Annotated in this window: 26 protein-coding genes; 9 read left to right on the forward strand and 17 right to left on the reverse strand. The window is 62.2% G+C overall.

The window, feature by feature from the left end:
• Positions 1–10: 10 nt before the first annotated feature.
• Positions 11–1,201: a tRNA 2-thiouridine(34) synthase MnmA gene (gene mnmA, locus EOA19_RS11860; RefSeq protein ID WP_023809913.1), complete on the reverse strand. Its 1,191-nt coding sequence runs from the start codon at positions 1,199–1,201 to the stop codon at positions 11–13.
• 288 nt (positions 1,202–1,489) lie between these two features.
• Between mnmA and EOA19_RS11865 the strand changes: the two genes are divergently transcribed.
• A complete protein-coding gene (locus EOA19_RS11865) occupies positions 1,490–1,765 on the forward strand; it encodes a DUF1153 domain-containing protein (protein ID WP_013529904.1) in 276 nt (91 codons plus the stop codon).
• A gap of 64 nt (positions 1,766–1,829) precedes the next feature.
• On the opposite strand, the gene EOA19_RS11870 is transcribed toward EOA19_RS11865, so the two are convergent.
• Entirely contained in the window at positions 1,830–2,756 is a 927-nt protein-coding gene (locus EOA19_RS11870; protein WP_128303695.1) for an NADP-dependent oxidoreductase, read from the reverse strand.
• A gap of 85 nt (positions 2,757–2,841) precedes the next feature.
• On the opposite strand from EOA19_RS11870, the gene EOA19_RS11875 reads away from it, so the two are divergent.
• On the forward strand, positions 2,842–3,240 hold the full coding sequence (locus tag EOA19_RS11875; protein ID WP_023809911.1) for a helix-turn-helix domain-containing protein: 399 nt from the start codon (positions 2,842–2,844) through the stop codon (positions 3,238–3,240).
• Positions 3,241–3,326: 86 nt separating this feature from the next.
• On the opposite strand, the gene EOA19_RS11880 is transcribed toward EOA19_RS11875, so the two are convergent.
• Entirely contained in the window at positions 3,327–3,704 is a 378-nt protein-coding gene (locus EOA19_RS11880) for a flagellar export protein FliJ (RefSeq protein WP_013529907.1), read from the reverse strand.
• A gap of 452 nt (positions 3,705–4,156) precedes the next feature.
• On the opposite strand from EOA19_RS11880, the gene ctrA reads away from it, so the two are divergent.
• A complete protein-coding gene (gene ctrA, locus EOA19_RS11885) occupies positions 4,157–4,852 on the forward strand; it encodes a cell cycle two-component system response regulator CtrA (protein ID WP_006203583.1) in 696 nt (231 codons plus the stop codon).
• A gap of 102 nt (positions 4,853–4,954) precedes the next feature.
• Here ctrA and EOA19_RS11890 read toward each other — a convergent pair whose 3' ends face one another.
• Positions 4,955–5,359: a response regulator gene (locus EOA19_RS11890; protein WP_128303696.1), complete on the reverse strand. Its 405-nt coding sequence runs from the start codon at positions 5,357–5,359 to the stop codon at positions 4,955–4,957.
• 239 nt (positions 5,360–5,598) lie between these two features.
• Positions 5,599–6,228, reverse strand: a complete 630-nt coding sequence (locus EOA19_RS11895; RefSeq protein WP_024504504.1) for a histidine phosphotransferase family protein — start codon at positions 6,226–6,228, stop codon at positions 5,599–5,601.
• A gap of 391 nt (positions 6,229–6,619) precedes the next feature.
• Between EOA19_RS11895 and EOA19_RS11900 the strand changes: the two genes are divergently transcribed.
• On the forward strand, positions 6,620–7,156 hold the full coding sequence (locus tag EOA19_RS11900) for an EipA family protein (RefSeq protein WP_245273156.1): 537 nt from the start codon (positions 6,620–6,622) through the stop codon (positions 7,154–7,156).
• A gap of 189 nt (positions 7,157–7,345) precedes the next feature.
• Positions 7,346–8,482, forward strand: a complete 1,137-nt coding sequence (locus tag EOA19_RS11905) for a hypothetical protein (RefSeq protein ID WP_128303697.1) — start codon at positions 7,346–7,348, stop codon at positions 8,480–8,482.
• A gap of 91 nt (positions 8,483–8,573) precedes the next feature.
• Here the strand turns inward: EOA19_RS11905 and EOA19_RS11910 are convergent, their stop codons facing one another.
• The 6 genes from EOA19_RS11910 to EOA19_RS11935 all read right to left on the reverse strand — a co-directional run bounded on the left by EOA19_RS11910 (position 8,574) and on the right by EOA19_RS11935 (position 13,403).
• A complete protein-coding gene (locus EOA19_RS11910; protein WP_128303698.1) occupies positions 8,574–9,389 on the reverse strand; it encodes an RNA methyltransferase in 816 nt (271 codons plus the stop codon).
• A 164-nt stretch (positions 9,390–9,553) separates the two neighbouring features.
• Entirely contained in the window at positions 9,554–9,898 is a 345-nt protein-coding gene (locus EOA19_RS11915) for a metalloregulator ArsR/SmtB family transcription factor (RefSeq protein WP_023809905.1), read from the reverse strand.
• A 152-nt stretch (positions 9,899–10,050) separates the two neighbouring features.
• Positions 10,051–10,830 carry a HugZ family protein gene (locus EOA19_RS11920; RefSeq protein WP_128303699.1) on the reverse strand — a complete coding sequence of 260 codons (780 nt, stop codon included), beginning with the start codon at positions 10,828–10,830 and terminating at the stop codon, positions 10,051–10,053.
• A 31-nt stretch (positions 10,831–10,861) separates the two neighbouring features.
• Positions 10,862–12,037 carry a CaiB/BaiF CoA-transferase family protein gene (locus EOA19_RS11925; protein ID WP_128303700.1) on the reverse strand — a complete coding sequence of 392 codons (1,176 nt, stop codon included), beginning with the start codon at positions 12,035–12,037 and terminating at the stop codon, positions 10,862–10,864.
• A gap of 6 nt (positions 12,038–12,043) precedes the next feature.
• Entirely contained in the window at positions 12,044–12,805 is a 762-nt protein-coding gene (locus EOA19_RS11930; RefSeq protein ID WP_128303701.1) for a 3-hydroxyacyl-CoA dehydrogenase, read from the reverse strand.
• Between the two features lie 61 nt (positions 12,806–12,866).
• On the reverse strand, positions 12,867–13,403 hold the full coding sequence (locus EOA19_RS11935; protein ID WP_023809901.1) for an N-acetyltransferase: 537 nt from the start codon (positions 13,401–13,403) through the stop codon (positions 12,867–12,869).
• A gap of 275 nt (positions 13,404–13,678) precedes the next feature.
• Between EOA19_RS11935 and EOA19_RS11940 the strand changes: the two genes are divergently transcribed.
• Positions 13,679–14,671 carry a glutathione S-transferase family protein gene (locus tag EOA19_RS11940; protein ID WP_023809900.1) on the forward strand — a complete coding sequence of 331 codons (993 nt, stop codon included), beginning with the start codon at positions 13,679–13,681 and terminating at the stop codon, positions 14,669–14,671.
• A 1-nt stretch (position 14,672) separates the two neighbouring features.
• Here the strand turns inward: EOA19_RS11940 and EOA19_RS11945 are convergent, their stop codons facing one another.
• Positions 14,673–15,167, reverse strand: coding sequence for an NUDIX domain-containing protein (locus EOA19_RS11945; protein ID WP_023809899.1), 495 nt, complete (start codon positions 15,165–15,167; stop codon positions 14,673–14,675).
• A gap of 53 nt (positions 15,168–15,220) precedes the next feature.
• On the opposite strand from EOA19_RS11945, the gene EOA19_RS11950 reads away from it, so the two are divergent.
• A complete protein-coding gene (locus tag EOA19_RS11950) occupies positions 15,221–16,150 on the forward strand; it encodes a metallophosphoesterase (RefSeq protein WP_128303702.1) in 930 nt (309 codons plus the stop codon).
• Here the strand turns inward: EOA19_RS11950 and EOA19_RS11955 are convergent.
• From EOA19_RS11955 to leuA, 4 genes are all read right to left on the reverse strand, one after another.
• On the reverse strand, positions 16,134–16,751 hold the full coding sequence (locus EOA19_RS11955; RefSeq protein ID WP_128303703.1) for a hypothetical protein: 618 nt from the start codon (positions 16,749–16,751) through the stop codon (positions 16,134–16,136). The two genes, EOA19_RS11950 and EOA19_RS11955, sit on opposite strands and share 17 nt — an antisense overlap.
• A gap of 112 nt (positions 16,752–16,863) precedes the next feature.
• Positions 16,864–17,667, reverse strand: a complete 804-nt coding sequence (locus tag EOA19_RS11960; protein WP_128303704.1) for an alpha/beta fold hydrolase — start codon at positions 17,665–17,667, stop codon at positions 16,864–16,866.
• Between the two features lie 196 nt (positions 17,668–17,863).
• A complete protein-coding gene (locus EOA19_RS11965) occupies positions 17,864–19,639 on the reverse strand; it encodes a hypothetical protein (protein WP_128303705.1) in 1,776 nt (591 codons plus the stop codon).
• Positions 19,640–19,823: 184 nt separating this feature from the next.
• A complete protein-coding gene (leuA, locus tag EOA19_RS11970) occupies positions 19,824–21,500 on the reverse strand; it encodes a 2-isopropylmalate synthase (RefSeq protein WP_023809894.1) in 1,677 nt (558 codons plus the stop codon).
• 713 nt (positions 21,501–22,213) lie between these two features.
• On the opposite strand from leuA, the gene EOA19_RS11980 reads away from it, so the two are divergent.
• The gene (locus tag EOA19_RS11980; protein ID WP_023809892.1) at positions 22,214–23,380 is read left to right on the forward strand and encodes an ATP-grasp domain-containing protein; all 1,167 of its coding nucleotides are present in this window, start codon (positions 22,214–22,216) and stop codon (positions 23,378–23,380) included.
• Positions 23,381–23,384: 4 nt separating this feature from the next.
• The gene (locus EOA19_RS11985) at positions 23,385–24,161 is read left to right on the forward strand and encodes an esterase family protein (protein ID WP_023809891.1); all 777 of its coding nucleotides are present in this window, start codon (positions 23,385–23,387) and stop codon (positions 24,159–24,161) included.
• 23 nt (positions 24,162–24,184) lie between these two features.
• Here the strand turns inward: EOA19_RS11985 and EOA19_RS11990 are convergent, their stop codons facing one another.
• Entirely contained in the window at positions 24,185–25,720 is a 1,536-nt protein-coding gene (locus tag EOA19_RS11990; RefSeq protein WP_128303706.1) for an MFS transporter, read from the reverse strand.
• Positions 25,721–25,813 lie beyond the last annotated feature (93 nt).

Here is a 25,813-nt window from a genome sequence, read left to right on the forward strand (position 1 = left end):
GGCAGGTATCTTATTCGGCAGGTATCTGGGCCGGCCTGGCGGCAAGCCGGGTCAGCATCGCCTCGGCCTCGGCGCCACGCTCCGAACGCTCGATGAAGCCGCCGCCGAACACGCGAGCTTCGTTGCCGTCGTCGGAGTAGAGCACGCAGGCCTGGCCCGGCGCGATGCCGGACTCGCCGTCGATCAGTTCCACCCATGTGGCACCGGCACGATGATGCAGCACGGCCGGGCGCGGCGGCCGCGTCGAGCGGACCTTGGCGAACAGCTCCAGGCCGCCAGCAGGGACGTCTGTGAGCGGTCCGTCGCCCAGCCAGTTCATATTGCGCAGATAGATCTTGTGCGTCTCCAGCGCCTCGCGCGGGCCGACCACGACGCGAGCGCGGTCGGCATCGAGGTGGACGACGTAAAGCGGCTCGCCGGAAGCGATGCCGATGCCACGGCGCTGGCCGATCGTGTAGCGCAGGATGCCCTCATGGCGGCCGAGCACGCGGCCGTCGATGTGGACGATGTCGCCCGGATTGGCGGCGGTTGGCTTCAGCTTGGCGATGATGTCGGAATACTTGCCCTGCGGCACGAAGCAGATGTCCTGACTGTCCTGCTTGGCGGCAACCGCCAGCCCCATCTCCTCGGCAATGGCGCGAACCTGAGGCTTCGGCAGGCCGCCAAGGGGAAAGCGCAGATAATCGATCTGTGCCTGCGTGGTGGCGAACAGGAAATAACTCTGGTCACGGTCGGCGTCGACCGGCCTGTAGAGCGCGCGGTGGGCGCCGTTGGCGCCGGAACGGATGTAGTGGCCGGTGGCCAGCGCGTCGGCGCCGAGCTCCTTGGCGGTGGCCAGGAGGTCGGCGAACTTCACCGTCTGATTGCAGGAAACGCACGGGATCGGCGTCTCGCCGGCGACGTAGCTCTCGGCGAAGGGATCGATGACCGCCTTGCGGAAGCGTTCCTCGTAGTCGAGCACATAATGGGGGATGCCGAGCGTCTCGGAGACACGGCGGGCATCGTCGATGTCCTGCCCGGCGCAGCATGAGCCGGCCCGGTGCGTCGCCGCGCCGTGGTCGTAGAGCTGCAAGGTGACGCCGACGACGTCGTAGCCCTCACGTTTCAGCAGGCCGGCGACGACAGAGGAATCGACACCGCCCGACATGGCGACGACGATGCGGGTGTTTTCGGGACGTCCGGGAAGATCGAGACTGTTCATGATGCTTTCGTTCTGCACGGCGCCTCAATGCCAATGTCGAGAATATAGGTCAAGCTTTACCGGCGCGCCAGCGTGCAGGGCGATTCACCGGTTGCGTCCGATCTCCGCCAGGGGATGCATTTTCCCCGGCAAATCAGGGTTTGCGGGCAGATGTTTCAAATGCCGGCGAAAAGACTAACGCGGCGTTCATGATCCTTACCTAGTCATTAGGGTCTGCTTAGGCAATTTTTAAAGCTGTGGCGGTAACGTGGCGGGGATTGGGTCTTTGAGTTTTTTGTAGAGAGTACGATGACCGATCTGGTTAGACCGAGAGTCAAATATGTTATCGGGCCTGACGGCAGCCCTCTTACGATTGCCGATCTGCCGCCGACCAATACACGTCGCTGGGTTATCCGGCGTAAGGCGGAAGTGGTTGCGGCCGTGCGCGGCGGGCTTTTGAGCCTGGACGAGGCATGCCAACGCTACAAGCTTACCACCGAGGAATTCCTGTCCTGGCAGGCGTCGATCGACGAATATGGCCTTGCCGGGCTGCGCACGACACGCATCCAGCAATACCGGCACTGACCATTGCGAATTTAGACGAAGGGCGCGGCTAACCCCGCGCCCTTCTGTTTTTCACCGCTCCCGCTCAGAGCGATAGCACAACCTTGCCGATCGGCTTGGTGGCGAGGAAGGCGTGAGCGGCTCCCGCATGGTCCAGCGGGAAGCTCTTCGTCACATGGACGGCAAGCTTGTTGGCATCGATCAACCGAGCCAGTTCCAGCAGGCCCTCACTGTCGGGCACGACGGACATACGCTCGACCCGAATGTCTCGCGCGCCGGCCTGGGCCCTTGTGTTGTCGCTGACATCGAGCAATGACACCAGCACGCCGCCACGCTTGAGCACCTTCAGCGAGCGTTGGGCGTGGTCGCCGCCCATTGGATCCAGCACCAGATCGATGTCGCGGATCTGATCGGTGAAATCGCCCTTGGTGTAGTCGATGACTTCGTCGGCGCCCAGTTTGCGGACGAAATCGAGCTTGCCCGGGCTGGCCGTGGCGACGACGTAGGCGCTGCGCGCCTTGGCGATCTGCACCGCCAGATGACCGACGCCGCCGGCTCCCGCATGCACCAATACGCGCCGATCCGATTTCAGTCTGCCGTGACGAACAAGCCCTTGCCAGGCGGTGAGGCCGGCCAGCGGCAAGGCGCCCGTCTGGAGGTGGTCCGCGCCCTTCGGCTTCAGTGCGATTTGATCGGCAGGCACGGCAGCCAGCTCGGCATAGGCCGCCGCCTGCTTGGGGAAGCGCGGCATGCCGAACACCTCGTCGCCGATCTTGAAGCCGGTGACGCCGGGGCCGAGTGCTTCGACAGTTCCCGAGATGTCCCAACCCAGGATGAAGGGCGGCTCGCCGAGCAAGGGGTAGTAGCCGGCACGGACGGCGCCGTCGACCGGATTGATGCCTGCGGCCTTGACGCGAACCAGCACTTCGCCGGCCTTTGGCGTGGGATCCGGCTGATCGGCGATGACAAGGACGTCGGGTCCGCCGACGGAATTCTGGATAACGGCACGCATTGAGATGTCTCCTGTTGATGCCGCTATCATTTGGATAGTAATAGTCTCTTGTCCAGTATGTACCTTTCTGATACATACGCACCTCATGGATAGTGAAGATGATTGCGGTTTCGGCTATGATGCGTTCCGGCGGACGTGTCCTTCGCACACCGTGCTGGAGATGCTGGCCAGCAAATGGGTCTATCTGGTGGTTTGCGCGCTGCGCAAAGGCCGGCTGCGCAATGGCGAGCTCGCCCGCAAGCTCGAAGGCATCACGCCGAAGATGCTGACGCAGACGCTGCGGGTGCTCGAGCGCGACGGCCTGGTGCGGCGCGAGATCTTCCCGGTCATTCCGCCGCGCGTCGAATATGAATTGACCGAGCTCGGCCAGAACCTGGCGGGACTGCTTACCCAGATCAGGTCATGGGCGGAGCAGCATGCGCCGGATATCAAGGATGCCCGTGCAAGGGCAATTGCCGAGAGTGAAGGGGATTGGGCCGCGTAGGGCGGATTCATTTTTCCCGCCGGAGCCGCAAGCCGCGACAATGCGCCAGCCTGATGGCGGGCGTTGGCGCGGCAAACCGCCAGGTCTTAGCCGATCATGGCGCTGCGGCCACCGACTTCCGCTTCGCGGATCTTCGTGTCGCGCGATTCCAGCATTTCCGCCTTGGAAAGCTCCGCTTCAGCTTCGCCGAGTAATGATTCGGCGGCGCTTCGCTGCTGGGCGAGGTCGCTTTGGGAATTCCTGAGGTTGTCGCGGCGCAGGCGAGCCGCCTTGGCGAAGGTCGGATAGGCGAAATGGTTGATGTCGGTGATGCCGGCCTTCTTTTCCTCGGCGGTGATCTGAAGCTCCAGTTCGACGGCCATGCGTTCGAACTCGGCGATCATCATGTCGAGCTGCAGCAGCTGCCGCCGCTTCTCATTCACCTGAAACTGTTTCAGCCGAACGAGGTTTTCACGTGACTTCATGATTCGGTACTCCCGGAAACGCACACCCGCATCTATCGTCCAAACCACCTGGAAACGCCCAGGCCGCACCCGTGTCCACCGCCTTTCCCCTAACTATGGGAAACAAAACCCTAAAGTTTTTTGCCGACGGTAACCATTCGTTTACGGGCATTGTTAATCATACGGGTCAGGACTTAAGGCCGGGTAAAAATTCCGGCCACCGATGCGGAAGCGACGTCGATGAGTCCCTGGAGTCGCTTAGTCCAGGTTGTTAATGTGTTGCATTAGGAATTTGGTTCTGAGATTCGTTATTAGATTCAAGAGGGTGTAGAAAGAGGTTAAAAAATCTGGTACCGTCATGGACGGGAAATTAGGATTTGTTAACCATTCAATGGCAGCCTCTGCACAAGGCAACCACTGCTCCGGGTCCGGACGGGTCGTGAAATGGTCCGGCAGCAGAAAAGGGGAATGAAATGCGTGTTCTGCTGATAGAAGATGACAGTGCAACCGCACAAAGCATCGAACTGATGCTGAAATCGGAAAGTTTCAACGTCTACACGACCGATCTCGGTGAAGAGGGCGTCGATCTAGGCAAGCTCTACGACTACGATATCATTCTTCTCGATCTCAACCTGCCTGACATGTCGGGCTACGAGGTCTTGAGAACGCTTCGCCTTTCCAAGGTCAAAACACCTATTCTCATCCTCTCCGGCATGGCCGGCATCGAGGACAAGGTGCGCGGCCTCGGCTTCGGTGCAGACGACTACATGACCAAGCCGTTCCACAAGGATGAGCTGGTTGCCCGCATTCATGCCATCGTGCGGCGCTCCAAGGGCCACGCCCAGTCGGTCATCACCACCGGCGACCTGGTGGTCAACCTCGATGCGAAGACAGTCGAAGTCGGCGGCCAGCGCGTGCACCTGACCGGCAAGGAATACCAGATGCTGGAGTTGCTTTCGCTGCGCAAAGGCACCACGCTGACCAAGGAAATGTTCCTCAACCACCTCTATGGCGGCATGGACGAGCCTGAGTTGAAGATCATCGACGTCTTCATCTGCAAGCTGCGCAAAAAGCTCGATGCGGCATCGGGCGGTCAGAACTACATTGAAACGGTCTGGGGGCGCGGCTATGTGCTGCGCGAACCGGAAGACATTCGCGTCAGCGCCTGAGCGACGAATCGTTCGAATCTTTTCAAAAAAACCCGGCTTCGTCCGGGTTTTTGCATGACGGGCTGGTAACGGTCTGTTTTTGGGCTTCCGAGCAGGAAACCGTCACGCACTTTTTCTGGAATTGCTCAAGGGTGCCGAATCAGTTGCGCTCTTCAAGGTGCGAAAGCGCTCGAGCAGTTGCGGGCGGTTGAACGGCTTCAAGAGATAGCCCTGGGCGCCGGCGCGCTTGGCCCGCATGATCGAAGCAATATCGAGCTCGACCAGGGAAATCAGGATCTGCGGCCTTATCGGGCTCTCCATGGCGCGGACGCGACGGATGAGATCGACCGCCGGTACGTCGGGCAAGGCGCCATCGACGACGATGATGTCGGGCATGTCGGCGGCGCACATCTCCAGCGCGTCAAGTCCGCTGGCGGCCTCGATGACAATCATTTCGGAGCCGCCCAGGATGCGTTTTGCAACCTTCCTGATGACGCTTGAATCGTCGACGAACATGCAGCGTTTCATTTCCGGGTCCTCTTTGCCTTCTGGCAGTCCGGTAGCGTCGGGGGCATCCAGGGCGGACCATAGGCCAATCTGGTAAAGAAGCCGAAAAGGCGTTAGGTAAAATTTTTACAAAGATAGGCAGGTGCCTGCTTTTATTCGCGAATGCTTTGGCACTGCCTGGACGACCAGATGCATCTCAAGTCGATGAGCTGGAATTACAGATTTCAATGTAGAAATACTTCGCTTTATCGGCTGCGCAATCAGGCCGCAGAAAGGACGATTTCTTCCGGCGTCGCGTGGATCGATATCGTCATGCCGGCTTCGCGCGCCAGAAGCAGCGTGTAGTAGGGCTGCACGGAATGCGCGTCGATCGGTTCCTCCGGCTTGTGGCCGGAATGCAGTTCGAGGAACTTCGGCGGCACACGCAGCATCGGGCCGGCCGACGCAAGCGCGAAACGCGGTTCGGTCTCAAGATTTTCCAGCGTCACGGAAAGCTTGCCGCCGCGCGGAATGGCGGCATTGGCGACGAGGATCAGGTTGAGCAGCAGCTTGACCTTGTTCTTGGGCAGCAACGCGCGGGGCCCGTTCCAGGTCAGTTCCGGCTTTTCGTTCTTGAGGAAGGCGATGGCGACCGCTTCGGCATCGCCGGTATCGATCAACATGCCGGCCGAGCCGGCGGCACCGAAGGCGATGCGGGCGAACTGCAGGCGGGCCGAAGCGTTGCGGGCGCTCTGGCGGATCAGCTTCATCGCGTCCTCGTCGGCGCCGCCTTCATCAAGCAATTCGAGCCCGTTGTTGATCGCGCCGACCGGCGAGATGATGTCGTGGCAGACCCGACTGCACAAAAGCGCTGCCAGATCGGGTGCGGAAAGGGTGAACAGATCGGCCATCGGCGAAAAATCCCTGCAAAATCTCACAACTCATGGCCGGGCGATCGATCGTCGCCTGCCACACGAATCACGCACTCTCTCCTCGGGCTTTCTGAATACACAGCGCCCGTGCGTGCAGCAACAAATCCAAATTGTGGTTGTGGCAAATGGCGTGTTCACGCAGGCTGCCGGCCCCACTTGAGCGACCCCAAACAGCCTTCGAACCGCCATGTTCATGTGTGAGCTTAATGGTTGAAAAAGGATTACGGCATAGTTTGCCCCTAACAGTTACCCTTAACGGCCGGCTAAAAGAGCCGTACGGGGTGCGAGGCGTCGGCGAAGGTGCTCCCTGACGGAGATTGGAAGCATGTTTTCCCGATACTACGACCGGAGCTTTCTCCGTGTCTTCTCAATGGCGGTCACGCTCCTGGGCGTTCTCGTCTTCTCGACTTCAGCCCTGCGGGCCCAGGAATACACCGCTCAGGAGATTGTCGATTCCGGTCACAAATTTTTTGGCGCGACATCGGGCGGGCTCGCCACGGTGATCGAGAAGATTTTTGCCTCCTACGGCCTGCCCAACGGCTATCTGCTGGGCGAAGAAGGCTCGGGTGCGCTGATCGGTGGCCTGACCTATGGCGAAGGCACGCTCTACACCAAGAATGCCGGCGACCACAAAGTGTTCTGGCAAGGCCCGTCACTCGGCTGGGATTTCGGCGGCGAGGGGTCGCGGGTGATGATGCTGGTCTACAATCTCGACGATGTGGGCAGCCTCTACAACCGCTATGGCGGCGTCGCCGGTTCGGCCTATGTGGTGGCTGGCGTCGGCTTCAACGTGCTGAAGAACAACAATGTGATTTTGGTGCCGATCCGCACCGGTGTCGGTGCCCGGCTTGGCGTCAATCTCGGCTATCTGAAGCTTACCGAGCGCGCCACCTGGAATCCGTTCTAAGCTGAAGTCCTTGGCTGTCGTTGCCCAAAACCGGGACCGCTTTTGGGTCGACATGCATTAAACTCGTGGCGTTGCGGCAAACCCTTGCCGCAACGCTGGATTTCCGCCATGTCAACGTGGCACAGTCAAGCGCTCTATGCGCTTTTGGTTTATCTGGTTTGATGCTTACCGGCCACAACGGGTAGTCACTTGGTCCAGTCGGTCCTGTTCTTCGTCCTCGGCTTTCTCTGCGCTGGCTTTCTGGCGCTCATGGTGGCTCCGGCCATATGGCGTCGTGCGGTCGCGCTTACACGCAGACGCGTCGAATCCTCGATCCCTCTGACGCAAACCGAGATCCAGGCGGACAAGGATCGCATCCGCGCCGAATACGCTATGACGACGCGCCGCCTGGAAATCAGCGTCAAGGCGTTGCGAGAGAAGGCGGCCGAACAACTCGTCGAGATCAATCGCGGTCGCGAGGCCATGAAGGGCCTGGCGGTCGAGCGGACGGACAAGAACCAGGCGCTGACCGAGCTGGGCGCGAAGAACGAAGCGCTGCGCCAACGAGAGGGCGAGTTGCAGCAGCTTTCGGAGCGGCTGAAGGAAACCGAGCGCAAGCTGGAAAAGCGCGCAGTTGAGCTGGAAAAGCTGGAGCGCATGTATGACGACGCCAGTTTTTCCTCAAGCAGCCGGCAGATCGAGCTCGTGGCGCGAGAGTCCGAAATGCAGAAGCTCGCCAGTGACATTGCGATGCTGCGTGGCCAGCGCAAGGAAGCCGACAGGCGCGGCCAGGAAATCGCGGCTGAAAGCAAGGCCGCGCGGGAGGCCCTGAAAGCCGAGAAGAAAAGGACCGCCGAGCTCGACAAGAAGGTCGAACGGCTGCTGGCCACACTTGCCGATCGCGAAGACAAACTCGACCGCCGCGAAAAGGAACTGGCACGCATGCGCGAAAGATCGAAATCCGAAGACAGCGCGCCAGCCTTGCGGCTGGTCGGCAAGGGCGGCGATGTCGCGGGGAGCGATGATTTCGACAAGGCAATCGCCAAGCTCGACAGCGACCGTGAGCAGCTCGAGGCGAGGCTGGCGGCGCTGGCGCGAGAGAACAAGCGGCTGAAGGCGGATCTCACCGCACTGGCAGTGTCCAAGGCCACGGACAGCAGCTCCGCCTTGCGCGAGCAGATGAACGAACTGGCGGCGGAGGTCGTCCATCTGACGGCCAAGCTCGAGGGGCCTGGTTCGCCGATCGCCAAGGCATTGGCGATACCGTCGGACGCACGCTCCGGCAATGGTGACCGCAGTCTTGCCGACCGCGTGCGCGCGCTGCAGAAGGCTGACGCGACAAGCTGAATCAGGCCTCTTTAGAGTATTTCACCGTTTCACGGAAACGGCGAAATGCCCGAACTCTTTGCTTTGACGCAATTCTGGACGGAAAACCGCTTCACACTTTTCCTAGAATTGCTCTAGCCGAAAAATGATGCAGCGCGATGGCTGAAGCCGCGGCGACATTCAGGCTGTCGAAGCCTTCCGCCATGGTAATCCGCACGTTGCGCAGGCTTGCGAGCAGGTTGTCCGGCAAGCCTTCGCCCTCGGTGCCGAGATAGAGCGCCAGGCGCTTACTGCGCTGCGCATCGCGGATGTCGGTCTTCCCGCGTGGCGACAGCGCGAATTGTTCGAAGCCACGTCGGGCGAGCATCGTTGTGAAGCCGGCGGTATCGGAGAACGATGCGAAGGGGATCTTGAGCGCGGCGCCGACCGAAACGCGGATCGCCTTGCGATAGAGCGGGTCGCAGCATGTCGCATCCAGCAGAACAGCGTCAGCGCCAAAGGCGGCGGCATTGCGGAAGATCGAGCCCACATTGTCATGGTTGGCGATGCCGACGAGCACTACGACCAGCGCCCGAGGCGGCAAGCCATCGAGCAGGTCATCGGCCGGCTGCGGCTCTCCTTTGCGGCCAATGGCCAGGATGCCGCGATGCATATGAAATCCGGCGATAGCGTCCATCACCGCGCTGGTGGCGACATAGACCGGGAGGTCGGCGGGCGCCTTGCTCAGGATGTTGTCGAGACCTGCCAGCCGGTTTTCCAGGACCAGGATCGATTCGGCGGCAAAGCGCCCGGTCGAGAGCAGCAGGTCGAGCACCACCTTGCCTTCGGCGACGAAGCGGCCTTGCCGGCCGGCGAGGTCACGCTCGCGAATGTCGAGATAGGCAGCGACGCGCGGATCTTGCGGGTCGTCGATGCGAATGGAATCCATGCATTCCTCGCGACCGTCGCATCGGCCCGAAAATCCGGACCGCTTCCCGGCGCTCACCTTGTTTGGAAAGCACGATGCGACAATTCGGGACAATCAGCCAGCTCTGTACGCCCCGGATGGGCGCATGTCGCTCTGAAATCACCGGCGAGATCGGCGCTATGTGGTCAGGTTCCAGCACGGCGCAAACGGTGCGCCATCTGGGACAGGTCATCCTTGCCGCTGCCGAAAATGCCGTCCAGCATGACAAGCAGTTCTCGCACGGCGTCGGATTTGCAGGAGTAGTAGATCATCTGCCGGTCGCGGCGGGTCTCGACCAGGTCGAGCGCCCGCAACTTGGCGAGGTGCTGGGACAGGGCGGATTGGCTGAGCATCACCTTCTCAGCAATGGCTCCAACCGACATTTCACCTTCGGCGAGATAGCTCATGATCAACAGTCGCTTCTCATTGCCCATCAGCATGAGAAACTCTGCCGCCGATTCGGCGTTCACGATTAGCTTTGTCGAGACCATCGATCCCCCATGCTTCCTGTTCATCCCGACGCCATGGGGGCAATGGCGTCTGATTCCATAAATTCACTTGTCGATCGGCGCTGGCGATTCAGCGTCACCAAAAGGTAGAGCATTTCACTTAAATCTCAAGTGTTGCTTTTGATCCAGCATAATTAAGTCTCAGTCCCGGCGTCGGCCATGGCTCGGCCGGCCTTGGCCATATCGACCAGAACGTGCCGCAATTCGCCTGCCGCCGCCAAAGGGTGTGGGTAAAAGACCCGGCAAACATCGTCGCCCGACACCAGGTCCATGCCATCGGCATCGAATCCGGCAACACGCCAGCCGTTTCCGGATGCTTTGGCGAAATGCTGTGCGTAAACGGCGATTGCGTCGAGATGGTCGGCGTTCATGTGGTCGATGGCCGATTGTTCGCGCGCCGCGAGTTCCTCGACGACCGGTCCGCTGGCGAGCAAATCCGATCGATCGAGCTGATAGGCCTTGCCGAAGCCGCCGTTGAGGTTGGCGCGTTGCGGATCGAGGCGAAAGATCGAAAAGTCGCCGAGACCGGCGTAAAGATTCGCCCTGGGATTGTGATTGAGATAACGGCGCTCGGTGCGGGCGTGTTCGGCTGATCCGCGCTCAAGCCGTGCCGCCTGGCAGATCAATGTCAGGCGCGGGTGCGCCAGCGGGTCGCCCTTGCCCGGTTCGCCGAGCAACAGGGAACAGCGCGGATCGGCAAGCAGAGCGCCGGTGTGCGCCGAAAGCATCGAAACTAGGATCAGCGGCGCGCCGTCGATGTCGGTGGCCACGCCGACCCTGCTGGCCAGCGGCGAGCCGGTTTGCGGTTCGATCACCGCCAGGGCGCCAAAGCGGGCGCTGCGCAGAAGCGTCTTCGCCAGCCGGATCGCTTCGGCGTCCGTCTCGCGGATCACGTCCGTTTTCGGCTCGTCCAAGGCAGCACCACAGTAAGTTGATCTTTCTTCTCTAGTTATCGGTCAGCAAGCTGGATTTGACAAGGTCGTCGATCTCGGCTTTCGCAAAGCCGAAACGTGCCAGAATTTCCGATGGCGACACATCCTCATTGCCTGGCATAGGGGCCAAGGTCGGTTGCGAGCTCGAGAAACGCGGCGCGGGGGCCGGGCGCTCAAATGCACCTGTCGTCACAGAGGCGTTGCGTGCCCGATTGTGCGGGTGGTGCTTCGCCTCCTGCAGCGACAGAACGGGTGCAACGCAGGCATCGGTTTGCGCGAACAGAAGGTCCCAGTCGTCGCGGGTTTTCTGCCGGATCCGATCGGTAATGGCGGCGCGCATCGGCGGCCACAGGGCCTTGTCGTACTGGCCGGACGCAAAGTGCTCGTCGAGCGGCAGCAGCCTGGCGAATTCGGCGAAGAATTGCGGCTCGAGGCAGCCAATGGCGATGTGCCCGCCATCCGCCGTCTCATAGGTGTCGTAGAACGGGGCGCCGGAATCGAGCAGGTTCGCGCCGCGCTTGTCGCTCCACAAGCCGGCCGCCGTCAAGGCGTGCAGGGGCACCGCCAGCATCGAGGCGCCGTCGACCATCGCTGCGTCGATGACGTCACCCTTGCCCGTGCGCGAACGTTGGAACAGGGCGGCCAGCACGCCGGCAATCAGCATCATGGCGCCACCGCCATAGTCGGCGACAAGGTTGAGCGGCGGGACGGGACGGCCGTCGGCATGGCCGATGGCGTGCAGCACGCCGCTATAGGCGAGGTAGGTGATGTCGTGGCCGGCGCGGCCGGCGAGCGGACCGTCCTGGCCGAAGCCGGTCATACGGCCGTAGATCAGCGCCGGATTACGCGCCTGCACCGCTTCCGGGCCGAGGCCGAGCCGTTCCATGACACCCGGGCGAAAGCCTTCGAGCAACATGTCCGCCTTTTCGGCAAGGCGCAACAACAGATCGGTGCCTTCACGGCGCTTCAGGTCGAGGCGCAGGACGGCGCGGCCATGGCGGTTGATGTTGTACTCATCAGGCAGCGACAGGAACTGGCTCGTCCCCGCCCGTTCGATGCGCAACACTTGCGCGCCCATCTCCGACAGCATCAGGCCGGCCAGCGGCACCGGGCCGAGCCCGGCCATCTCGATCACCTTCAGCCCGGCCAGCGGCCCGGTTTTAGCGGCAGCGGACAGGCCGGCGCTCATGACCTTCTATTTCGGCGCCATGCGAATGGCGCCGTCGAGGCGAATGGTCTCGCCATTCAGCATCTGGTTCTCGACGATGTGCAGGGCGAGAGCGGCATATTCGGATGGTTCGCCCAGGCGCGACGGGAATGGCACGGCGGCGCCCAGCGAATCCTGAACTTCCTGCGGCATGCCGGCCATCATAGGCGTCTTGAAGATGCCGGGTGCGATGGTGCAGACGCGGATGCCGGAACGGGCAAGATCGCGCGCCACCGGCAGCGTCATGCCGACGACGCCGCCCTTGGAAGCCGCATAGGCGGCCTGACCGATCTGGCCATCATAAGCGGCAACCGAAGCGGTGTTGACGATGACGCCGCGCTCGCCGCCCTGCAGCGGCTCGAGCTTCGACGCGCGCTCGGCAACGAGGCGGATCATGTTGAACGTGCCGATCAGATTGACCTCGATCACCTTGCGATACTGATCAAGGGGGTGGGGACCATCCTTGCCGATCGTCTTCACGCCGATGGCGATGCCGGCGCAGTTGACCAGGATCCGTGGCTGGCCAAGCTTGGCCGTAACGTCGGCGAGGGCAGCGGTCCCGCTGTCGGCGCTGCTGACGTCGCACTGGACGGCTATACCGCCGATCTCGGCCGCGACCTTGGCCGCGCGATCGATACCGACATCGAAGATGGCGACGCGGGCGCCCTTGGCCGCCAGCGCGCGCGCCGTTGCCTCGCCAAGGCCGGAGCCGCCGCCGGTGACGATCGCGATCTGGCCGTTCGGGTTCATGGCGTCATCCTTTGATCTCGGGAACAGTGGGATGGATCAGGCGCCAGATCGAAGGGAAAGGTCAAGCCATCGCCGCGGTAGGATCGGCCACCCTGGCCTGATCGGCGTGGCCGACCTCGCCCAAGAGCCTGGCTACCGCGCCCGGCGCGATCTCGTGCGACAGCAGCCGGTCGAGATCGACGGGGCGCGGCATCGAAATCTGGCCGCGCGGAATCCGCTTGAAACCGAGCGGCCCGTAATAGGGCTCGTCACCGACCAGCATTACGGCAGGTGCGCCGGCCCGGGCGGCGGCCTCCAGCGCGATCGCCACCAGCCGGCGGCCGATGCCGAGATTCTTGAAGGCCGGCCGCACCGCGAGCGGCCCGAGCATCAATGCGCGGCCGGCGCCGGCGGCGATGCGGGTCATGCGCACCGAGGCGACGACAAGGTCGCCGTCGACGGCGACAAAGGACAGCGAGCGCTCGTGCCCTCCGGCTTCACGGATCTTGTAAGCGGCCAGCACAAAGCGGCCGGGCCCGAAGGCTTCGTCGTTGATGGCTTCGATCTCGGGGTCGTGCGCCGGGGTTTCCGGCAGGTATTTCACGTCGGCAAGGCTCATGGTCGTTGCGGTCCGATACAAGGAGGAGAGGTTTGCTGCAAACGGCAGCATTCGCCAGTCAGCGCTTCATCAAGCGCGGGCGCCCTTTCGTCGTCGGTCAAACCGGATCAAAGCAAAGTCGAACATGCGGATTGTCCGCTAGCATCAATTTCCCGCCGCTGCAATCGGCCGTTTTTGTCCGTCATTTCTGCCAAGTGACGGTCTGTTCAGCACCTGACGTCTTCGACAGGGCAGCCTTGTGCCTACATCAACCAACAGGACGCAAGGAGATTTGCATGGGATTGCTGGTTGAAGGAAGATGGCAGGATCGCTGGTATGATACGGCGGACAATGGTGGCAGCTTCGTGCGGACGCAGTCGCAATGGCGCGACTGGATCACTGTTGACGGCAAGCCGGCTGAAGGCCGGACGCGCGGTTTCAAGGCCGAGCCCGGCCGCTATCACCTCTATGTCTCGCTTGCCTGTCCGTGGGCCCACCGGACGTTGATCTTTCGCGCGCTGAAGAAGCTGGAAGGCGTCATATCGGTGTCGGTGGTGCATCATTTCATGGGCGCCAACGGCTGGACGTTCGTGGCTGAGGACGGCGCCACGGGCGACACGCTTTACGGCCTCGACTTCCTGCACCAGATCTATGCCAAGGCCGATCCCGCCTATTCGGGCCGGGTGACGGTGCCGGTGCTGTGGGACAAAAAGGAGCAGACCATCGTCTCCAATGAGTCTTCCGAAATCATCCGCATGCTGAATTCAGCCTTCGACGAATGGGGCGACGCCAGCCTCGATTTCTATCCGAAGGCGTTGCGCGGCGAGATCGATCGGATCAATGCGCTGGTCTATCCCGCGGTCAACAACGGCGTCTATCGCGCCGGCTTCGCCACCACGCAACGTGCCTATGAAGAGGCGTTCGGTGAATTGTTCACAGCGCTGGATACGCTGGAGGAGCGGCTGTCGAAGCAGCGCTATCTCGTCGGCGATCGTATCACCGAAGCCGACTGGCGGCTGTTCACCACGCTGGTGCGCTTCGATCCGGTCTATGTCGGCCATTTCAAATGCAATCTGCGCCGTATCGCCGACTACCCGAACCTGTCCAACTATCTGCGCGATCTCTATCAGGTGCCTGATGTGGCCGGGACGGTGAATCTGCATCATATCAAGGCGCATTATTACGGCAGCCACCAGACAATCAATCCGACGCGGATCGTGCCTGTCGGACCGGATCTGGATTATGCCGCACGGCATGACCGGGCGCGCTTCGAGAAAGCGGCAGCCTGATCTACCAGTAGGGCGAGGGCTGCTCGCCGTCAAAAACCTCGGCGATCCGGCGCAGCGTCGCCGGCGTCGTGCCCTGCGGCAAGCCGTCGAGCGGGAAGAAGCCGGCTTCGGCGATTTCGTGGTCCGGCAGCTTCGGCGCCGTCTGGCTGAAATGCTCGAGCAAATAAAAGCCGACATGGTCGCGGCGGCTGGAGCGGCGGTTGAAATGCATCGATTTGAGCACCGGCGGGGCGGTGAGAGCGATGTTGCCTTCCTCGGCCAGTTCACGGGCCAGTGCCTCGTTCATCGTCTCGCCGACTTCGACGCCGCCGCCGGGAAGCTGCCAGCCCGGTACATAGGTATGGCGAATAAGGAAGACGGACCTGGACGCCCTGTCGTGGATCAAGCCGCGCACGCCAAGCGTCATCGGCCTCCGCAGCACGAAATAGAGATGGAACAGCCTGGCCCTCAAACCTGGCCAGCCGGTCTGGCGGAAGGCATCTTCAGGGCTCGTCATTGATAGCGAAACCGTGGGTGGAAAGCCGCGCGCGGGTCGCCTATGAAGGTTGTATGTTCAGGCTCGCGCATATTTCCGATGTCCATCTGGGGCCGCTCCCCGATGTATCCTATCGCGATCTCGCCTCCAAGCGCGTGCTCGGCTATGTCAACTGGCAGCGCAACCGCCGCCGCCATATGCATGATGCGGTGATTGACACGATCGTCGCCGACATCAAGGCGAACACGCCTGACCACCTCGCCGTCACCGGCGACCTGGTCAATCTGGCGCTCGACGGCGAGATCGAGATGGCCAGGCACTGGTTGGAGACGCTGGGGCCGGCGCATGATGTTTCGGTCGTTCCGGGCAACCACGACGCCTATGTGCCAGGCGCCTTCGACAAGGTCTGCCGATCCTGGGCGGCGTGGATGAGCGGCGACGGCGTCAACACGCCGGTCGATCGTAACGCATTTCCCTATCTGCGCGTGCGCGGCAACGTCGCGCTGATCGGTGTCTCGACGGCGCGCGCCACGGCACCCTTCATGGCCAATGGTTTCTTCATGGAAGGCCAGGCGAAGCGGCTCGGCAAAATCCTCGGGGATACCGCCGGACAGGGGCTGTTCCGCGCCATCATGATCCATCATCCGCCGGTGCGCGGCGCGGTCCCGCAGCACAAGCGGCTGTTCGGCATTGCCCGCTTCAACAAGATCATTCGCCGCCACGGCGCCGACCTTGTCCTGCACGGCCATTCACATCTGCCGTCGCTGTTCTTCATCGGCGATCGCGGCGTCAGGATCCCAGCGGTCGGCGTCGCCGCCGCCGGCCAGGCGCCGGGCGGCAAGAACCCGGCGGCGCAGTACAATCTGTTCGACATTGACGGCGAGACGGGCAATTGGCGGATCCGGCTGACGCGGCGCGGCCTGACCGGGCCGTCCATGCCGCCATCCGATCTGCAGACGCTGGAACTCGGTGCCGTGACTGGCGCCGCTATGGCCGCAAGCTGACTACCATGGCGACGATGCGGTCCCAGAACAGGACGATGGACACGAGAAGACCGACCAGGGCACCGGCAGCCACAAGGCCAAGCCCGGACAGAAAGGCCGACCAGCGTTTGCCGCGCGCCGTCGCGTGCAGCGGCGGTTCGGCTTCCGGCACATAGGCACGTTTCATGCCGGCGACGGCCGGTTCGACGCCGCCTTCCAGCATCCTCTGACGCTCGACAATGCGCTCGGCGACATAGCGTGTCACGGAATCGGCAACCGGCTTCGTCTCGGTGGATTCGGCAAGCACCACCCGGCCGATACCAGTGTCCTTGAGGAAGCGATAGGTCCGGCGGTCGCGCCCCATGGCGACATGACTGATGGCGTCGATCCACAGGCGCGGCTGCAAGCCGGACGAGACGACAAAGTCGAAATTGTCCATGTCGGCCGGAACATCGGCAAAAACCGGTGCCAGTTCGGCGGCGAGCAGATCGAGGCGCATGCGATGCGCCTCGCGCATGTCGACGACGACATCGTCGCGGTCGGCGAAGGCATTTTTGACATCACGGATGGCATCGGACAGTTTCTTCGACTGGTCGATGGTCTTCTCGCCTGCTTCCTTCATCGGCGTCTGCCTCGTGGGTTTGGTTAACACCGGGTTAACACAGCCGCCGGCAAAATGCACTGGCGAGATCGACGGCCCTGGGGTGCCCAGGAAGGTTGTCGTGCGCGAAAAATCAGCTGGCTGCTGCGGCGAATTTCTGGCGATGTGGCCTGGCGCGACGATTGGTGTTGCGGCGAATGATCTCGGCAACAAGGTCGGGGGCTTCCTCAGCCAGCATATGGCCGGCCTCCAGCACGTGGTGCACGTGAAAATGCGCCGGCAGGTCATCCGCCTGGGTAAAGGGCAGCACCGCATCGTTGGTTCCCCATGCCACCATCACCGGCATGTTCAGTCCATCGAGGCGATCGTGCGGGATGACGCCTTGCCGACCGTCCACGGTCATGGCGGCTGCGATCTCGACGAGCTTTTCGAGTTGGCCGGGTCGCCTGCGCATTTCCCAAAGGGTGTCGACCGTATGTTCGAGCGGCACGGCTGAAGGTCCCGACATGACGGCGAGGCAGGAGCGGATCTCGGACCGATCCGAGGCTTCGGCATAGCGGCGCAACAGCGGTCCATTGATTTCGGGGCCAAGGCCGCCCGGCGCCAGAAGCGTCAGCGAGGCTATCTTTTCGGGCTCGGCCAGCGCCATCAGCGCCGCCACGGCACCGCCCATTGAGTGGCCCACGAGATGAACGTGCTTCAGGCGACGCTCCGAGAGATCGGCGAGCACGGCCTTCGCCGCCACCCTGGCCGGACCGGCGGCGAAAAAATCGAGCGACATCCCGTGCCCAGGCAGATCATAGGCCAGCGTATGCGTGAGAGGCGTCAAGGCGGAAATCACCTCGCGCCATACATCATGGCAGCCGCCGAAACCGTGCAGCAGGACGATGGCCTTCGAGCCAACACCCTCTTCGGCGGCAAAAAGTGATGCGGTCATGAAAGCTGATTTTTTGTTATTGCAGAATGCGCGACACCAATGGTGGCTGAATTGCTCCTAGTCCAACGTGATGACCAGTAAAATTTTCGCGATTTGTACGGTTGTGTACAGAACTTGGCGACCAATCGGCAATCGGCGATCGAGCGCAGGAAATCCATCGGGACGCGGCGCAGCCAGTGCGCGGACGTCGATGGTGTCAGCTTGGGCTGCCGAGCCCGGCGGCGCGGAGTGCCTGGACCAGCCGGTCGGTCAGGTCGGCCGGATATTTCCGCTCGACGAAAGTCGCCCGCGGATCGGCGGCAAATTTGGGGAACTCGGTGGTCAGCTGTTTCAGCAGCGTGCTCACCAGGTGGTCCTGTCCGGCTGCCTTGGCGCCGACCAGCCGTGCCGCCAGATAGTGTGATTTCGTTGCCGTCGTTCTCAGTGCCATGCTGGCCGCGACTGCCTTGTTCATGTCGCCGAGCATGAGCTCACCGACGAACAGCCCATAATCCCACCATGTCGGGTGCCCGCTGAAGGTCTCCGCCGCATGATCGAGGATCGGCGTTCCCTCGGCATATCGCCCGGCAAAGATCAGCCCGTAGCCGTAAGCGGCGGCCATGCCGAGGTCGTAGGGGTTGAGTTCATAGGCCTTGCGCATCCAGCGGATCGCTTCGTCCGTATTGCCGAGGCGCGAACTGACATAGCCGTAGGAGCGATGGGCATAAGGGCTGGTCGGACCCATCTGCACGCCGCGATGGGCAAACTCGACGGCTGTCTCAATCGTCGCATTGGGCGGATAGGCGTAATGATCGGACACCGCCTCGAGATGCAGGGAAGCAAGTTCCGAATAGACGAGCGAGGACTTGGTTCCACCATTGGCCAGCCTCTCGAGGCAACGGTAGGCTGCCTCATGGGTCCTGGCGTTCTGGTCGAGATAATATTTGCCGTTGAGCAGCAGACATTGCGTCAGGCCGTTTGGCGTGCCGGTCTGCTCGATATAGTTGTAGATGGTGCCGGAGGCGGGGAGTGCCGAGCTCAGCATGTCGGCGATACGGTCTTCGACCGCGGCAGGTGCGCTGTCGGCGGGGGTGAGATTGCGCGATAGAAGCACCCGTCCGGACGCCATGCTTTGCAGTTCGATCGTGATGTCGCCCGCGTCCGGTCCGGGCAGGACGTCGAATATGAAGCTCGCAGCGTCGTCAGCCGGATCGCCGACGGTGTCGCGGCCGATGAAGTCGATGGTATCGAAGCCACTCAGGCCGGCGCGCAGCGATGCGGCGACACGGCTGGCGTCGGGGCCGTCAGCCTTGAGTCCGATATAGACTTGCGGAAGGGCGTCAGCCCTTGCCGATGCCGTGACGCTTGCGCTTGCGCCAGCGATCTCCGGCGTTGCCGAGATGTCGCCGCCTGCCAGCAAGGCAGTGCTGCCCTGGCGAAGGATCAGTACGCCCAGCATGGCGATGACCAAGGCGATCGCCATCCAGAAAAAGCGGAGATGGCGCGCCACCGAGGGGGCAGGCGAAATCGGTACGGAAGCCAGAGACATCGCGTCCAGCATGCCCGTGCCGGCTTCGTTGGACCGATCGGCGGATACGACGCCGTCCAGCCTGAGTTCGGGAACAGCCTCGGCAATATCCGGCAGGCGGATCGCGTTCAATTCATAGGCAGGAACATAGCCGCCGCGCGGAATGGCGATGCGGACCGGCTCGGCAACGCCCTCATTGGCAAAATAGTGCTGCAGAAGCTCGCGCAGCCTGCCTGCCTGCACCCGCACCACGGCATCGGTGGACGGATCGAAATCGCCGTCCTTGCCGAAAACATCCATGGCGATGGAGAAGCCCTTGAGCCTGTCGGCTTCGCCGGCCTGTTCACGTTCGACAAGATAACGCAGCAGCTTGCGCGCGCGTTCGGATCGTCCGAACGTTTGGCTGGCAAGCAGTCGCTCCAGTGTCTCGCGCACTGCGGGGGCGGCAGGCGTGGCATGCTGCAAGTGTCGATCCTCTCGAAGTCGGCACAGGTTGAGGCGCGATCATATAGGTCCCGCACCACCACACAAGTATACACCCCGTTATGCGATCACGTACCCACCGGATAATTCCGCGGTGGTTAATGGCCCGAAAGATCGGAACCGTTCACCAGGTTGGAAGGGTTCCGATCTTTGTTCCCGTCGGGCGTCAGCCGGCTTTTTTACCGACGATACGGTTCGCGGCAGACATCACCGCCTCCAGTGAGGCGGCGACGATGTTGGTGTTGATGCCGGCGCCGAACAGCTTGCCCTGGGGATACTCCATCTCGACATACGAAATGGCTGACGCGTTCGAGCCGCGCTGCATCGAGTGCTCGGAATAGTCGAGCACCGACATCTCGACGCCGACATGGCGCGACAGCGCATCGACGAAGCCGTCGATCGGACCGGTGCCTGTGCCGGAGATCGTCACTTCCTTGCCATTGTCCAGGATGACCGCCTCGACGACGCGCCGGCCCTTGATTTCGGTGCTGGGATAGGTGTGGTGATCGAGGAATTTCAGCCGCGCGGCCGGCTGATCGACATAGGTCTCGAGAAAGCGCTCGTAGATACGCCTGGCCGGCACTTCCTTGCCCTCGGCGTCGGTGATCGCCTGGATTTCCTGGCTAAATTCGATCTGCAGATTGCGCGGCAAGTTGAGGCCGTAATCGGCCTGCAGCACATAAGCGATGCCACCCTTGCCGGACTGCGAGTTGATGCGGATAATGGCTTCATAGCTGCGGCCGACATCGGCCGGATCGATCGGCAGATAGGGCACTTCCCACAGGCTCGTATTGGCCTTCTTCAGCGCCTTCATGCCCTTGTTGATGGCATCCTGGTGCGAACCGGAAAAGGCGGTGTAGACGAGTTCGCCGACATAGGGGTGGCGCTCGGGGATCTTCAACTGGTTCGAATATTCGTAGACGTCCTTCATCCGGTTGATGTCGGAGCAGTCGATCAACGGATCGACACCTTGCGTGTACATGTTCAGCGCCAGCGTGACGATGTCGACATTGCCGGTGCGCTCGCCATTGCCGAACAGCGTGCCTTCGACACGGTCGGCGCCGGCCATCAGGCCGAGTTCGGTGGTGGCGATGCCGGTGCCGCGGTCATTGTGCGGATGCAGCGAGACCAGCAGGTTCTCCCGGTTGTCGAGGTTGCGGCACATCCACTCGATGCGGTCGGCATAGATGTTGGGTGTCGACATCTCGACCGTCGAGGGCAGGTTGACGATCAGCTTGTTGTCCGCCGTCGGCCTGACGATCTCGGTGACGGCGTTGCAGATCTCCAGCGCCACTTCGAGTTCGGTGCCGGTAAAGCTCTCCGGCGAATACTCGAAGCGAAAGCCTCCGCCGGCCTTGGCCGCCATGTCGGTGATCATCTTGGCGGCGTCGGTGGCGATCCGCTTGATGCCGCCGACGTCCTTTTCGAAGACGACGCGACGCTGCAGCTCGCTGGTCGAATTGTAGAAATGGACGATCGGGTTGGTGGCGCCCTTCAGCGCCTCGAAGGTGCGGGTGATCAGCTCCGGCCGGCACTGCACCAGCACCTGCAGCGAGACATCGGCGGGCACGTTGCCTTCCTCGATGCACCAGCGGGCAAAGTCGAAATCGGTCTGCGAGGCCGACGGGAAGCCGATCTCGATCTCCTTGAAGCCCATGTCGAGCAGCAGGCCGAACATGCGTGCCTTGCGCTCATGGCCCATCGGATCGATCAGCGCCTGGTTGCCGTCGCGCAGGTCGACCGAGCACCAGATCGGCGCCTTGTCGATGACCTTCGAGGGCCATGTGCGGTCGGTGAGGCCGACGGTCGGATAGGGCTGATATTTGCGGGCTGCGTCGGACATGCCCTTGTTCTGGATGCTTCGTTCCGCATCCTTGCCGGCTACCGCGGCATCGGAACGGATTTCTTCTCGTGCGTTCATCGTCGTTTCTCCCGGCGGCTCATGGATCCACCTTCAGGTGGATTGATGGCGAGCGGCGCCTTTACCAGAATTTCGTTCGCTTGATGTGATTGCCAAGGAGCATGCGCTTGCGCGGCGGTTCGACCGCCGGGCGCTCCTTCAGCGAACCCGGCGATCGCCGATAAGGCCGAGAAGAAGCAGGGTCGAAGCCAGCGCGCGCACGGTCTCGCCGGAAAAACCGGTCGGACGGGAAGCGTTGGTGGTGCGCGTGTTCATGGCTGATCTCATATAGGAGCGGCTTGTGGGAGGCAAGTGGGGCCGCATTGCGAGTAATGCTGATGACTGCGAGTTCGGCAGTGTTGGCAGCTTTTGTGCCGGCAGCTTTCCACGATAGGAATTTTTTCTTGACTCGGTGACCTCAGCTATGGTACATATTCGTCCATGGTGCTGATCTGCGCCAGTGACCCGCCGCACAGGCGGGTTTTTCGTTTGATGCTCCGTCAGCCAACGCGCCGAAGGCTCCGAGGGAACCCGAGTTCGGTGCCTTGGCATTGCTGGCCGGATCTTGCTGGATATTGTCCCCACCGCACGTGCCCTTCCCCAGGCGCTGCAAATGCGCCAGACTTGGGCATCGACGGGTTGCGATGGGGTTGTCCATGAATTTCGTGTTCTTCTCGCCGCATTTTCCCGCCAACGGCGCGGATTTCTGCGACCGTTTGAAGAAGGCCGGAGCCAGGGTGCTCGGCATCGGCGACGCACCCTATGACGCACTCGACGCCAAGCTGAAGGCGGCGCTTTCGGAATATTACCGTGTCGCCGACATGGAAGACTACGATCCGGTGTTCCGGGCGATGGGGCATTTCATCCACAAATGGGGCCGCATCGACCGTTTCGAATCGCTCAATGAACATTGGCTGGAGCTGGAAGCCAACATCCGCTCCGACTTCAACATCTACGGCACCAAGCTCGATTTCGTGAAGAATCTGAAGCGCAAGAGCCGCATGCGCGCCTTCTTCCGCAAGAGTGGCGTCGACACCATCGCGCAGCGCAAATGCTCCGACCGTGCCGGGGCCATGACTTTCATCCGGCGCGTCGGCTATCCGGTGGTGGTCAAGCCCGACAGCGGTTCCGGCGCATCGAACACCTTCAAGATCTCCAACGCCAAAGAGCTCGACCAGTTCTTCCGGGACAAGCCCGAGGACGTGACCTTCGTCATGGAGCAGTTCATCGAGGGACTGGTGGTGACTTATGACGGGCTGGTCAACCGCGACGGCGAGGTGGTGCTGGCGGCCAGCCACCGCTATGACCAGAGCATCATGGAGGTGGTCAACAAGGACCGCCACATGAGCTACACCTGCTTTCCCAAGGTTAGACCGGCGATCGAGGAGGCCGGCCGCAAAATACTGAAGGCGTTCGACGTGCGCGAACGCTTCTTCCACATCGAGCTGTTCGAGACCAAGGACGACCGGGTCATCGCGCTGGAGGTCAACATGCGCCCGCCCGGCGCCTGGATGACCGATGCGATCAACTATACGTTCGACGTCGACGTCTATGCGGCATGGGCCGATATGGTGGTCAGAGATGCCGCCGGCGGCCCTTACGAGGGCAAATACTTCACCGCCTATGCCAGCCGCAAGCGACGCCTCCACTATTTGCACAGCCATGAGGACGTGCTAGCCGCGCACCGCGACAAGATCGTCCACCATCAGGCCATCGAAGAGGTTTTCAGCCGCGCCATGGGAAATTACGCCTATCAGATGCGCTCGAAGGACGAAGCAGCGTTGCGCGAGGCAGTCGCCTATATCCACGCGGAAAAGGCGTGAGGCGATGGACATTTCCTATCACAAGAATTTCTCGAGCCAGCTCGGCCGCGACATGGAATACAAGCGCTACGGCCATGCCGGCCGGCCGGTGGTGGTGTTTCCGACCTCGCAGGGCCGGTTCTACCAGTTCGAGGATTCCGGCGGCGTAGGCGCACTGGCCGAATTCATCGACACCGGCCGCATCCAGCTGTTCACGGTCGACGGCGTCGATTCGGAATCCTTCTTCGACAAGCATGCGGACGCCGCGCACCGCATCGCCCGCCACGAGGCCTATTTCCGCTATGTGCGCGAGGAGGCGCTGCCGGAGTTCCTGTCAGCAGCCGAGCAGGCCAATGGCGGCCGCAAGCTGAAGCCGCTGTTCTCGGGCTGTTCGATGGGCGGCTATCACTCGTCGAACTTCGTCTTCCGCTTTCCCGAACTTGCCAGCGGCGTCATCGCGCTGTCGGGCGTCTATTCGGCGCGCGACTTCTTCGGCAAAGCGCTCGAGGGCGACATTTTCTACAACTCGCCGCTGGACTATCTGCCCGGCATCGTCGATCCCAAACTGCTGACCCGGCTGAAGGCGCTCAGGCTGATCTTCTGCTGCGGGCAGGGCGCATGGGAAGAGCGGATGCTGGTCGAGACGCGCAGGTTGGAACAAATCCTGCGCGACAAGTCCATTCCCGCCTGGGTCGATTATTGGGGTGGCGATGTCAGCCACGACTGGCCGTGGTGGCACAAGCAACTGGTCTATTTCTTCGGCCGCTGGCTGGATGAGGACCTGATGCACAGGCTCGATTGATAGCGGGGGCCGTCCGCTGACTGCTACCCTTCCTGCGGCACTGCCTGGACGTCGACACTTTCACCTGAAGCCGATCCGCGACGCAGGCCAAGGAAGACGACGATGGCGGTCATGACGGTGATTGCCGCCAGCACGATCAGCAGCCTGTCGAACGCCGTCTCGTAGGCCTGGACCAGAACAGCGGCTCCGGCTTGGGGCAGATGTTGTGCTGCTTCGCCGAGATTGCCGGTCACCAGCAGCTGGGCTGCCGCCGCCGCCTCCGTCGAAGATGCCGTTTCCTCGGCGGCGACCTGCGCGGCGGTAAAGCCGGAAAGGGTCGCCATGACGATCGCGAGCGCCACACCCTCGCAGGCGACGCGGGTGGTGTTGAAGATGCCGACCGCCATGCCGGCGCGCTCTCTCGGCACGACACTGACGGCAAGCCCGTCCATCAATCCCCAGGGCAGGGCGATGCCGACGCCGATCAGCATCAGCGGCGCCACCAGCGCACTATCGACCGGTGGTGTCAGGCTCAGCCAGACAAGCCCGGCGGCAGCGACAAGCAGGCCGACGCCGCAGATCGTGGCCGGCGCGATCCAGCGCGCCAGCTGTCCGGCGAGCATCGGCAGGATCAGCAGCGGGCCTGATAGGCAGATCATCAATTGCCCGGCCTTGATCTCGCTCATGCCCTCGATGCCGATGAAGCGGATCGGCAACAGGACGAGCAGGACGACGAAGGCGTAAGCGGGTGCCGCAGCTAGAAACTGGACGCCGACGAAGCGGGGATAGGCAAATAGCGTGAGGTCAAGCATCGGCCGTTGTGCGCGCCGCTCGACAAAGACGAAGGCGACAAAACAGATCACAGAAGCGGCCAGAAGCGTGATGACGAGGGGATCGGCCCAGCCGCTCTGCGGGGCCTGGAGCACGCCATAGGTCAGCGACGCCAGCGCGATCGTGAAGGTGCCGGCTCCCGCCCAGTCGAGGCCAGTCGCATCCGGGTCTCGCGATTCCCTGACGGTGCGCAGGCCGAGCATGGCGGCGGCAATCGCGAGTGCTGCAACCAGAAGAAAAATCGACCGCCAGCCGAATGCAGAGATGAGCAGGCCCGACGCGATCGGGCCGAAGGCGAGGCCGATGCCGAAACTGGTGCCGAGGAAGCTGAAGGCGCGCAGCCGCAATGGCCCTTCGAATTCCTGGGCGAGTGCCGAGGCGCCGCCAGCGAAGGCGGCCGCACTGCCGATCCCCTGCACGGCCCGTAAAATGTCGAACCAGATGATGTCCGGCGCCAGCATCGCGCCCAGCGACGCCAGGACATAGAGGGAGAGGCCGACGAGGAAGAGGCGCTTGCGGCCGTGATTGTCGGCCAGAGCGCCCGACGCCATCAGGGTGGCGCCGAAGGTCAGCATAAAGGCGTTGGTCACCCAGTTGAGCTCGATCGGACTGCCGCCGAGATCGGCCGCGATGTGCGACAGAGCGACGGCCGGACCGGTGAAGGTCAAGGGCATCGTCATCGCGGCAAGGCACACGGACAAGAGCACGAGCCATCTCTCGGCAGAGCCGGTTGTGGTCCTAGAAGTCATGGATTTCCCTATCTGAAACAGCACTCGCCGGTCGGCCGCGCGTTTGCGGAGCCGGTCGTGACGACAAGATAGGTCGTCGGCATTTCAGGAAGA

The sequence above is a fragment of the Mesorhizobium sp. M7A.F.Ca.US.010.02.1.1 genome (assembly GCF_004023085.1).
Classification (GTDB): Bacteria; Pseudomonadota; Alphaproteobacteria; order Rhizobiales; family Rhizobiaceae; genus Mesorhizobium.